The sequence below is a fragment of the Clostridia bacterium genome (assembly GCA_036562685.1).
Taxonomy (GTDB): domain Bacteria; phylum Bacillota; class Clostridia; order Christensenellales; family DUVY01; genus DUVY01.
The window spans coordinates 1-10,107 of record DATCJR010000158.1; the positions used below are offsets into that span (position 1 = coordinate 1).

Below are 10,107 nucleotides of genomic sequence, written 5' to 3' on the forward strand. Positions count from 1 at the left end.
TAATCATCAATTTCTTTTTGAGCCTTTTAAGTGTTGTTCAATGCTTTTTCTACTTCTTCGGGATCTAAATCCAGGACCCGAATCAATTTCACAAGAATGTCGCCGCGAGGTTTGCGTTTGTCATATTCGTAATTTTGATAGGCATTTAACTCGATCCCTATGGCTACAGCAACCTGTTTTTGCGTCATATTTTTATCGATTCGTGCTTGCTTAAGCACTTCCGAAAATTTAAAATTCATATGTCATTATCCTTTCTACTAAAACAGATAATCTTTTATGATTTAATTCGGTTCCAACAAACCGCTTTTTATTTTTATAAGCATTGACTCCGACAAGGCCTCTGCCCATGCATAGATCGCCTATGCAAGTATAATCTTCATTCTTGCATACCCATTCTATAATGTCTTCTTCATCCATATAATCAAGTTTCGGTTTTTTAAATTTCATGCTGCCGCGCACAACATAGCAAATTTTATTTTTGTCATGATAATAAAAACTATTATAAAACGTTACATATTTGAAAAGGCTTCTCATTTCAAGCACGAAATCAGCCAAATGCTCTTTGCCTATTTCGACATAGCAAGTGTGCGGATTTATTTCCTCGATACAATCAAACAACCTTTTATAAAATTTTCCATATTCGCCGATCCTTTCGGCTTTGTCAGCCTTCATGTAAAAAGTATTTATATTACTCAGATTCCAGGGCGGATCAACAAATAATATATCGGCTTGTTTCATAAATTCTGGTAAAGGATCAAAAATATCATGGACTTGTACAATGCTGCCATCCGGAAAGATATAAGGCTGCTCAGTCAAAGGATAACGCTTATATGCGTCATTATAATTCCATTTATTCGTCATGTATATCTTCCTCTTTCACATCCATCATTATCCATGATTTCGAATAGGGCTGATTTTTGAACAACTCCGCTATTCCTGTTATTTGTTTTAAACGATATACTTCTTCCAATTCCATGCCCAAATGCTGGGCTATTTCTTCATCAGTTGCGCCTTGTTCAACAAGAGTTTGCACCAAATCGCTCATCAATTCTACCTGGTGCACACCCCTTGCTCTGTTAAACTGAACTGTGGCGGCCATTCGTTTTTTAATGTCGTGTTTCAAAACAACGATTGGTATTTCTTTTGCTTGTAACCAATCTTTAAGTATTGTATAACGATGAAATCCATCCACGATTATATATTTGTCAATTTCTTCATCGTATATTGTAACAATCGGAAAACAAAATCCATTATCAAGTATAGAACGTTCCAACAATATCATATTATTTCGTGGAACATTATTTGGATTATAATTGTTCGCCATTACCTGGTCAATCGGAACCAGGATGACGTTCATGCAAGGTAAATCAATGTATTCTTTGTTTGTTTTAAGTTTCATAGTAACTCCCTCCACTTTTTGATTTTTTCTTCTCGCGGGTCAGGCTGATTATCAATAGGTAAGTTATTTTCGTAATCGTTTAGTATCAGTTGTCGGCATTGTTGCCGAGCGACATAATTATTGTTAAGCTGTTTTGCAAATCGTTTTTCAAAAATCCATTTTTTTGTTTCATCTGGATATGTTTTGAGTAAAAAATCTCTATATTCCATCCAATTTTTAAAGTTCTTAGGTAATTTGCGGGCACGCATTGCTTTGTTATCTTTGCCATAGATATGCCCAATGCTTATTCCGTTAATCCGCCTTAATAATCTATCGTATGTTTTTGGTTCGAACTCTGGGAGTTCGACAAGAGCTTTAAAGGACTTTTCGTGTATCAAACTTGATACCCGAATTTCTTGGAAGCTCATGCCTTTTCTCCACATGTAGTCATATATTTTACTGTATCTTAATTTATTATCATAAATGTACCTCCAAACGTCATGGAAGTTCCAATCATACAGCGGGTAGGCTGCAATGTTCCCGTTTTTTAATTTTGTTGTCCAATACCAATCTTTATGCCCTGGATTTTTTGACACGGCACGCCACCTATTAGGGCTTTCCGTGGCGCGCAAACCAATTAAAAACGCTGTGTTATGCTTGGAATTTTGGAAATTTTCCAACGCATCGTAGAAACCAAAGCCTTTGTTTTTATCACGAATGGTTTCTTTTTCTTTTGACCACGGTTTGTGCTGAATAGCGAATGGTTTTTTTGGGCGCATCCATATTTTATGTTTGCCTGCTTCCCAGCAAATTAATTGCCCCTCTGTTAAACTTGTGGCATTTGTTAAATGAAATTCTATTTGAAACCAAAGGGGAATTGTATTTTCCGGATAAAGACTCATGACATACTCAATCTGTTTGATTGTGCTATCATAGACTACTTCTTCATCGAGGAAAAAAATACCGATTCTCCGGTTGCGTTTATGTGCTTCCGTGAGAGCCAAATGAGCCAAAGTTGTACTGTCTTTACCGCCGCTGATGGAAACTATAATGTTTTCAAAATCATCGAAAATCATTGATATTCGTTCGCGCGCAGCAGTTAAAACATCTCTGTCAATATAGATTTGCTTTAGCATAAATGTCCTCCAGATTTTTGTTCCAATTATTAAATTCGCTTATATAAAATTTGTCAATTGGAAGCGCGGTCGCTAAATAACGGAGTTTATTAACTTGGGTCTCTTTTAGAAAATCATTTAAATTAATCCGGCGATAATGCATATCAACTATTATGTAATCCTCTTCTTTATTAACTTCTTTGTAAGTAAAAACATTGGGAAGTTTAAATCTTTTGTTTCTCGCCACATACAATTCATGTGGCTTTAGAGCTTTCTTTTTAAAGTCGCCGGCCAGTAGTTGTAAATTCCGTGGAATTATATCTGGATCTTTGTTGCCGAGATTAGCAAACAAATTTTCCTTTTTTTTCTCGTAGAGTTCGATCTCTTTTGCGGCCGTTTCCACATCAATCACCTCTAATTCAACTTTTCGTGAAATCATTTTGATATCTTCTTCTTTTAAATATTCATATTGAAATCCTTTCCCTCTATATTTGTCTTTATTTTCAAAGTTCAGCAAGATCATAAAATCTTCTTGCTGTTCAATAATTGGAAAATATTCAAAAATTATCCTATGCGGTGTTTGATTAAGGTAATGATGAGCACAATTATAAGTCAGATCGCTTCGATTCTGAGTCCTCATTAACTCTTCAAGAATAATTAAGGTATGTTTATCAATTTCTTCAAGCAACCGATAAAAAAATTTGTACATAATGATATCTGACCATTCGATATATTCCGCCTTATCCAATCCGCCAAAATCATATTGGGGAGGCCGCTTGAAGTAGAATACCTTAACCTGCCGAATATCGTGATTCATCAGGTATTCCGTGATGACTTTCTGTTTCTCCTGATGGCTCAACCCTATCCTTATCATCTTTTATTGACAACTCCTTCCTCAAATATTCGATTAAATATTTTTTATTGTACTCCCTAGTAAGGATTTTAAAATTATCTAGCAGATTACTTTTTGTATCAAGACAATTAAATATTAAATCTTCTATCCCTGCATTGGATCTTATGTTGTAATATATACATTTGTTTTTTTGACCCGCTCGCCAGGTTCTGCGCTCAGCTTGCAACCTAGAAGCATAATCGAAAACATTGCTATAAAATATCTGATAATAGCAATTTTGAAAATTTTGGCCATGGGAACCAGTCTGAAGATTTGCAAGAAGAAACCTGGTTTTTTTGTTTTTGAAATCATTCTCTTGTTTAAAATCCCCGTCAAAGACAGAATAGCTATGCGATTTCTTTTTTAAATATTTTGAAATAAATTCGCGTTCTCGTTTGTATTTGAACCAAACGATGGTTTGCTGATCAGGATTAAGACGCATAATTATCTCATCCAGACAATTAATGCGGTGCGGGTCATAACTGACGACCTTTTGCAGTTCAGTAAATAATTTATAAATATAACAATCATCTATTTCATACTCGCCGGCCTGCCGCAAAATTTCTTCCTTCGTCCGCTCATACAAATCGCGCGTTTCAGTAGATAGGCAATACCATTCTGTTAAATACGTTCGTTGAGGCATGTCCACAACATCCTCAATTGATTTTTCATAAACATATGGCGACATTCTTTTTGTGAGATAATTTACGTTAGCACTCCGGACTATGTAACCTTTTTCTTTGTGATAAATCAGGTGGTTGCTTGCGAACTGATAGTATGTAGTATAATTAAAAATCAAGGGAGAAAGGAATGTGATTTGAGCCCATAAATCTTTTACAAATTTCGTTATGGGCGTTCCGGTCATAACAAGTTTATAAACTGCCTGCTTACTCAAGGCCAAAGCTCGCTGGGTCCTCTTAGCATAAGGGTTTTTTATATACGTTGATTCATCAAGAATCAACATAATTCTTTCATTGACTGTGCTAAGAGCGTTTGAATAGATTCTGTCGCTTTGACTTATTGAATCGATGCCGAAAACATGGAAGTCTCGCCCTTCTTCAAAATCGGTATGGGCTTTGACTTCCTCCAAAAAATTTTTGTATGTGGAAATCGGGGCAAGCCAAACAAATTTGTCAACTTTCCCCGCTTCCCGCCGCATATCAAATAATTTTAAAGCTGTGAGAGTTTTGCCGGTGCCCATGTCCATAAAAAGGGCACCGACCTTGACTTGCAATAGTTTTTCAATCGCTTCCTGTTGATGTTGGAATAGTTGAGTTTTAATCATCTCTCAACTCCTCTGGAATTTCATTGCTGCTTTCTTTGATACCCAGCACTTCAAGTAATTGTTCTGGCGAATGTTTATATTTTAAATAGGTTTTTACTGCATTTAAGACTTCAGCGCACTTTGATGAACCCAATTTCATCATTTCGCAATCGGAAGATATGAGGTAGAAAAATCTCCCATCTTCTGAGCGAATATCATATATTTCCCCTGGCGAAATATAATAATCGCACATAAGATAAGTTTCATATTGATCGTATGATTTATCAAAATCAATAAATATGCGCTCCAATGATTGCGATTTGTTATCATAAGTTAATTTTGCTACAAAGTGCGGCTTTTCATGTCTGCCATATCTTGTTTGGAAATGAATTTTTTTTCGCTCGGCGCATTGATCCACAAGAATTTCCAATTCCTCTATTTTCTTTTTCCGGTTCTTGATTATGACTTTTATTTCTGTCAACACTTTTTTAATTTCATCTTCACTCAATGTCGGCAAAAGATTTAAAATTTTATCTACTTTCTCCTTCATGAGGAAACTCCGTCTGTTGCAGATATGCTTTTACCTCAATGTAATATTCTTCGGCCACGACTTCCGGCAAGTACCCTTCGCCGCCCTCATTATGAAGATCATTATAATCTTCAAGGTATTTTTTCAGTTTATTTCTAGGCAATACCTTTACTTTGTTTTCTTCGATATTTTTGACCAGTGTTTTGTAAGCCTCGATTCGTTCGCGTTTTTCTTTTTCGGCTTTTTCTTTTGCCCTTTTTTCATTTAGGGCTATCAAGGCTTTTTCCTGATCTGCAGCTAGTTTGTAAACCATATTGCTACAGCCGTTAAATTCTCCCATATAAGCATCCTCACTAATTACGGTCATGAGGTCGTCGTGGGTGAGATGATCCAATTCAATTGCCTCTCCCAATCCAACAAGAATAAAATCTCTGACGTCTGCTCTATAATCTTTTTTTTCTTCATCTGTCAAAAATCTTGCGGACTGAATGCTAATCCCGTATGCAGGTGCCCATTCAACAACTCTGATTTTTTTCATTTTTATCCTCCTTTTTATATTTTTGATCAGGATTCTTCCTGTCAATTATATTATACCATCGTTTGTAGGTATATGCAATAACTTTTCCAAAAATGAAACCGTTTTCATTAGAAAAATAATAAAAAAGGCCATTTCTGACCTTAATCTTCTTTCCAAAATAAAAAAAAGCCCTCAGCTTTTGCTGAGAGCGTTGATTTTATCATTCAATGCAGTCATGCGATCCGCAAATGGATTGCTGAAGCTTGGAGGTGCCACCCCGTTTCTGAGAGGATTATCTTCTGTTGGACGGGTTGTGATAGAGATAATCTTCTCTGACGGGATCTGGACTGCTTCTTTCTTTGCTTCAACTACAGGTTCGGTTTTAAGATCGGCAGGGCCGACACCGAGCGGGATCTTCTTGAGATTGTCCTGCAGGGCGCGGTAATTGAGATCATTCCGGTTCTGCATGACGATTGTTAGCAACTTGACCCTTGACAGCGCAACTGTGTAGCCGCTTAGGATTGATGAAAAAATCAGCATGACCTGTGAAAACATAGCCAAGAGAAAGGTCTTATTAAAGCCTTGCCACATCAAAATATTTGATAAAACCGTCGAAACAATAAACATCATGATTTTCTTTCGGTTCTCTTTGAGGTTGAGCTTGAGTTCATCAATCTTGTATTGCCTCTGCTCCTGTTTGGACGCTGAGGGGTCTCCGATCAGATCCCGGAAATCGACGACCTGATATTTGTATCTTCCGTTAAGGACTTTCCGCAGGACCTTTCTAAGTTTCCCTATTTCGTTTTTTTGCCAAAAGAAAAGGAAAAACTTTCTGCTTCGGAGCTGCCGCTTCTTCACGAAATCATCAAAAGCAAACTTATTAGTGACGATATTTCTAGGATTGTCGAGATCTTCGATGTCGTCGACATCAAGCCCGTAAGTCACACTGTCCAAAAGCGCTTGGGCGGCGGTTTTTCTGTTTAATTCTGTTTCCTTTTCGGCCGCTTCTTTGATTTTATCCTGCAGATGCCAATCGTAAACATACTTCTGGATTTTTCTTTCCCGTTCTTCGGCTTCCCGGTATTTCCCTTTGGGAGTCTCTTTGAGTTTCCGGACAAATACAGACTTGCTGAAGTTATAGGAATACATCATCAAACCGAACGAAATCGATGTCGATATGTAGAACTTCGGATTCTTGAAAGTTTCAAACGAAAATTTAGTGCCGCTTAGAATGAGCGCCGCAAAAAAGGAGGCCAATATGCAGAAAACACCGACGAATATTGTCTCGACGTCAAAGAAGCCTTTTGCTTTTTCTTGTGCTTCCTGTTTTGCTCGTTTGAGATGCTCCTTACTCAGATTCATTCTCTAATTCCTCCAAAAGTTCTTTCTTTCTGATTTCGACATCGGCCTGTTCTTTGGCCAATTCCTCAATTCGGAGTTTGTACAGAAACTTTCTATTAATCGCATACTCTACCGTCTGCATTATTGTTCCAATCAACATGGAAATGCAGATAAACCAAACGGCTAGAGAACCCCGCTTTAGTGCTTTTTCGACAAGGACAACAAGGCAGCCGACCGTCGCAAAGGGTATGATGTTAAGGATGTTCCCAATGCAAACCTTAAGAGGGCCGGGCTTGAGTTCTTTGATTTTTGCCTTTATCTTTTTTGCGACGAAAAAGATGTAGATGATGCCAACGAAAAATCCAACGAAGGTCACGGAAACAACCGTACTGTTGCTCCTGATTGTGATAAGCTTTTCCAGAATCACAAAGAACGGAACAATGTAAATAAAAAAGCCTCCCAAATAATAGAGAAGGCGTTTTTTGAAGTACTGCCATCTGGTGATTTCGGTCATAGACCATCACCACCCGATTTTGATTTCGGTTGTTTCTTCGGCCGGGATTTCTTCTGGCTCAAAAAGTTCTTCCGGAATATTGTCCGGAACAGGCTCCAATTCGATTGGTTGCACGGTCAGCTTTTTCGCTTCTTCCAAAGTTTTTGTGATCTTGTCTTTATAGTCCACCCTTAGGTTCATGGCATCGATCATCGATGCAAAGCTGTCAAACAAAGCATTGATTTTATCTCTGTTGACCTCCATTTCTTGTTTATAGGCTTGGTACAGCTTCTTGTAATTACCGGATTCTGTCTTTGCAATCTCCAATTTCGCTTTTAATTTTTCCACTTTAACAGTCAATTTCCCTTTAAGCCAAAACCAAACAAAGGGAGCTACAATAGTAAGGATTGCAAGTAAAACCGCAGAGAAGGAACCCCATGACGGTGACTGGATAAAATCTCTTAACGCTTCCCAAAAACTATTGAGAGGGCCCTCCTCTACAACCGCAGGATTCTCCGGAACCGCAGGATCGCCTTCCGACGCATAAGCAAAAACCGGAGTGACAAGCGCAAGCAAAAGCATTATTGCAATTAGGATTTTAACGACTTTTTTCATTTTCTCACCTCTTTTAATAACCTAGTTCCTTTAAAATGTATTCCCAATCATCTAAAGATAAACGAGCGAGACCGTTTTTAAAATCTTCTATTGGCAAATTAACCTTTTCTGGTTTAAATTCGCCAGAGAAAAGAGAGGTTTTGTAGAAAGATAGCGTTATCCTTAGATTTTTATCGTAGTTTATATAATCAATATCAACATAGTTAATGTTGCTATAATTTAAACTTCGTTCTCCGACACCAACTAAAACAATAAACCCCGCCCCTTTTTCAGCTTTTATAAGATTGATTTCTGAATAGTCTTCTTCATAAATTATTAAATTTGCTTTTCCTTCATATAGTTTTTCGCCATAACTTAAATCATCAATATCTTCATCGTGAAGAGATAAACGATTTAGCAAATCTATAACGTCACCCCTAAAAATCGTGTTTTCTTTATCTTCACAACCTGCAAAAGCAAAAAACAACAAAACCAATATAATTAAAAAAAGTTTTTTCATTTAAAACCTTCCTTTCGATAATTCGTCCGCCAGCTCCTTGATGGCGGCGTTTGTGATCTGCTGATTGTTGTTTACAAGTTCAGCGATTTCAGCAAGTTTCCTGTTGATTGCTTGCTCAATCTGCGCATTTCTCTTCTCAAGCAACGCTATTCTCGCTATTAGATCTCTCACGGTGGTCTTTTCATCCAACGGAATATCCTTAAGCGATACAAATCCATGATTACATTTGCCGTTAATGTCAATGTCTTTAACGACATACACATATCCTTTTTGTATTTTTTTTGCCAATAGTATCAGTCTCCTTTATGCTTAAGCTAGCGGTTCTAACCCTTTAAAATATTCTTCAGGTGCTTCTATTTCTTCATAATATTCAGGCAAATCTACTCTTTCATAACCTAAAGAATAATCATTCCCTAAAAAGATTTCATTCCCCATAATGAAGCCGTCATGTTTTCTGCGGAACACTTTTCCTGCATCGGCTCGGATAACTGTAATATCTCGGTCATGAATATTTTTAATTTCCACTGTCATTTAATTATCACCTTCCATTTCGCTTATAGGATAAATATAATCTGCATAAGTAACCCAATTTGTAGCGGTTTTATACGCTTCGACACTTTCATCTGGAACATAGATTTTACAGATACTATTGATGTTATTAAAAGCAGATGTGCTTGCTAATGTTGGCGGAGTTGTTCGATTAAACACATATTTTAAAATGGAATAGCAAATCCGGAAAGCATAATCTGATATACTTGAAACACTTTCGGGAATAACAATGTCTGTTAAGGAATAGCAATGTTGGAAAGCATAACTCTCTATGCTTGAAACACTTTCGGGAATAACAATGCTTGTTAAGGAATAGCAATAGCCGAAAGCATTAGTCCCTATACTTGAAACACTTTCGGGAATAACAATGTCTGTTAAGGAATAGCAATTGGTGAAAGCACTACCCCCTATACTTGAAACACTTTCGGGAATAACAATGCTTGTTAAGGAATAGCAATTGGTGAAAGCACTACCCCTTATGCTTGAAACGTTATTACCAATAAATAAATACATTAGCATATTTCTTTGTGTTTGTTGTGCCCCGCCTACAAAAACAGAATTTGTATTACCATTGCCAAAACCGTATTCTCCACTCCCGCTGCTAATCCATATTTTTATTTCATAATCACCATAATCAGAATAAGTATGAGAAGTATTGAAATCGCCAATATTTGTATGAGTGGTAGTGATATTATCACCCCAATCAATACTTAATGTGCTTGTATCTGTTTTGTTTAAATATAAAGATACGTTTTTTCCACTTGCTACAGTAAGCCTAACAAAAGCGTGAGTTTTGCCATCGGTTGGAATATAAATTGCACCTATATCCTTGTTTCCGGTTATATTTGTATAACTATTATTCCAACCTTGAAAAGTAAGAGCAGGTCTTTTGTTGGTTGCTTCAGAGTAATCGGG

Annotated in this window: 15 protein-coding genes; all 15 read right to left on the reverse strand. The window is 37.0% G+C overall.

Translation table 11 applies throughout. The features are described 5' to 3' along the window. Positions 1-26: 26 nt before the first annotated feature. The gene (locus tag VIL26_07280; GenBank protein ID HEY8390729.1) at positions 27-239 is read right to left on the reverse strand and encodes a helix-turn-helix transcriptional regulator; all 213 of its coding nucleotides are present in this window, start codon (positions 237-239) and stop codon (positions 27-29) included. Then, complete coding sequence (locus tag VIL26_07285) at positions 229-861, reverse strand: hypothetical protein (protein HEY8390730.1); 633 nt, start codon at positions 859-861, stop codon at positions 229-231. The genes VIL26_07280 and VIL26_07285 overlap by 11 nt, the downstream gene beginning before the upstream one ends. Beyond that, entirely contained in the window at positions 851-1,357 is a 507-nt protein-coding gene (locus VIL26_07290) for a ParB/RepB/Spo0J family partition protein (GenBank protein HEY8390731.1), read from the reverse strand. Before VIL26_07290 ends, VIL26_07285 begins: the two co-directional genes overlap by 11 nt. A 38-nt stretch (positions 1,358-1,395) precedes the next feature. Then, positions 1,396-2,514, reverse strand: a complete 1,119-nt coding sequence (locus VIL26_07295; protein ID HEY8390732.1) for a phosphoadenosine phosphosulfate reductase family protein — start codon at positions 2,512-2,514, stop codon at positions 1,396-1,398. Further along, on the reverse strand, positions 2,492-3,310 hold the full coding sequence (locus tag VIL26_07300) for a hypothetical protein (protein ID HEY8390733.1): 819 nt from the start codon (positions 3,308-3,310) through the stop codon (positions 2,492-2,494). Before VIL26_07300 ends, VIL26_07295 begins: the two co-directional genes overlap by 23 nt. Next, positions 3,285-4,670, reverse strand: coding sequence for a DEAD/DEAH box helicase (locus tag VIL26_07305; GenBank protein ID HEY8390734.1), 1,386 nt, complete (start codon positions 4,668-4,670; stop codon positions 3,285-3,287). The genes VIL26_07300 and VIL26_07305 overlap by 26 nt, the downstream gene beginning before the upstream one ends. Further along, positions 4,663-5,199 (reverse strand): hypothetical protein, encoded by a 537-nt coding sequence (locus VIL26_07310; GenBank protein ID HEY8390735.1) that lies wholly within the window; start codon positions 5,197-5,199, stop codon positions 4,663-4,665. Before VIL26_07310 ends, VIL26_07305 begins: the two co-directional genes overlap by 8 nt. After that, positions 5,180-5,716 carry a hypothetical protein gene (locus VIL26_07315; protein ID HEY8390736.1) on the reverse strand — a complete coding sequence of 179 codons (537 nt, stop codon included), beginning with the start codon at positions 5,714-5,716 and terminating at the stop codon, positions 5,180-5,182. Before VIL26_07315 ends, VIL26_07310 begins: the two co-directional genes overlap by 20 nt. 171 nt (positions 5,717-5,887) lie before the next feature. Further along, complete coding sequence (locus VIL26_07320; protein HEY8390737.1) at positions 5,888-7,057, reverse strand: hypothetical protein; 1,170 nt, start codon at positions 7,055-7,057, stop codon at positions 5,888-5,890. After that, complete coding sequence (locus VIL26_07325; protein HEY8390738.1) at positions 7,044-7,550, reverse strand: hypothetical protein; 507 nt, start codon at positions 7,548-7,550, stop codon at positions 7,044-7,046. The genes VIL26_07320 and VIL26_07325 overlap by 14 nt, the downstream gene beginning before the upstream one ends. A 6-nt stretch (positions 7,551-7,556) precedes the next feature. After that, the gene (locus VIL26_07330) at positions 7,557-8,144 is read right to left on the reverse strand and encodes a hypothetical protein (protein ID HEY8390739.1); all 588 of its coding nucleotides are present in this window, start codon (positions 8,142-8,144) and stop codon (positions 7,557-7,559) included. 13 nt (positions 8,145-8,157) lie between these two features. After that, entirely contained in the window at positions 8,158-8,643 is a 486-nt protein-coding gene (locus VIL26_07335) for a hypothetical protein (protein HEY8390740.1), read from the reverse strand. Next, the gene (locus VIL26_07340; protein HEY8390741.1) at positions 8,644-8,931 is read right to left on the reverse strand and encodes a hypothetical protein; all 288 of its coding nucleotides are present in this window, start codon (positions 8,929-8,931) and stop codon (positions 8,644-8,646) included. A gap of 21 nt (positions 8,932-8,952) precedes the next feature. Continuing rightward, complete coding sequence (locus tag VIL26_07345) at positions 8,953-9,174, reverse strand: hypothetical protein (protein HEY8390742.1); 222 nt, start codon at positions 9,172-9,174, stop codon at positions 8,953-8,955. Further along, positions 9,175-10,107: leucine-rich repeat domain-containing protein (locus VIL26_07350; GenBank protein HEY8390743.1), on the reverse strand; the 933-nt coding region annotated here is incomplete at its 5' end.

Coding starts and splice junctions, on each gene's coding strand:
- VIL26_07330 (HEY8390739.1), bottom strand. CDS start 8,144: ATGAAAAAAGTCGTTAAAATCCTAATTGCAATAATGCTTTTGCTTGCG.
- VIL26_07345 (HEY8390742.1), bottom strand. CDS start 9,174: ATGACAGTGGAAATTAAAAATATTCATGACCGAGATATTACAGTTATC.
- VIL26_07285 (HEY8390730.1), bottom strand. CDS start 861: ATGACGAATAAATGGAATTATAATGACGCATATAAGCGTTATCCTTTG.
- VIL26_07315 (HEY8390736.1), bottom strand. CDS start 5,716: ATGAAAAAAATCAGAGTTGTTGAATGGGCACCTGCATACGGGATTAGC.
- VIL26_07335 (HEY8390740.1), bottom strand. CDS start 8,643: ATGAAAAAACTTTTTTTAATTATATTGGTTTTGTTGTTTTTTGCTTTT.
- VIL26_07310 (HEY8390735.1), bottom strand. CDS start 5,199: ATGAAGGAGAAAGTAGATAAAATTTTAAATCTTTTGCCGACATTGAGT.
- VIL26_07300 (HEY8390733.1), bottom strand. CDS start 3,310: ATGAATCACGATATTCGGCAGGTTAAGGTATTCTACTTCAAGCGGCCT.
- VIL26_07305 (HEY8390734.1), bottom strand. CDS start 4,670: ATGATTAAAACTCAACTATTCCAACATCAACAGGAAGCGATTGAAAAA.
- VIL26_07290 (HEY8390731.1), bottom strand. CDS start 1,357: ATGAACGTCATCCTGGTTCCGATTGACCAGGTAATGGCGAACAATTAT.
- VIL26_07320 (HEY8390737.1), bottom strand. CDS start 7,057: ATGAATCTGAGTAAGGAGCATCTCAAACGAGCAAAACAGGAAGCACAA.
- VIL26_07295 (HEY8390732.1), bottom strand. CDS start 2,514: ATGCTAAAGCAAATCTATATTGACAGAGATGTTTTAACTGCTGCGCGC.
- VIL26_07280 (HEY8390729.1), bottom strand. CDS start 239: ATGAATTTTAAATTTTCGGAAGTGCTTAAGCAAGCACGAATCGATAAA.
- VIL26_07325 (HEY8390738.1), bottom strand. CDS start 7,550: ATGACCGAAATCACCAGATGGCAGTACTTCAAAAAACGCCTTCTCTAT.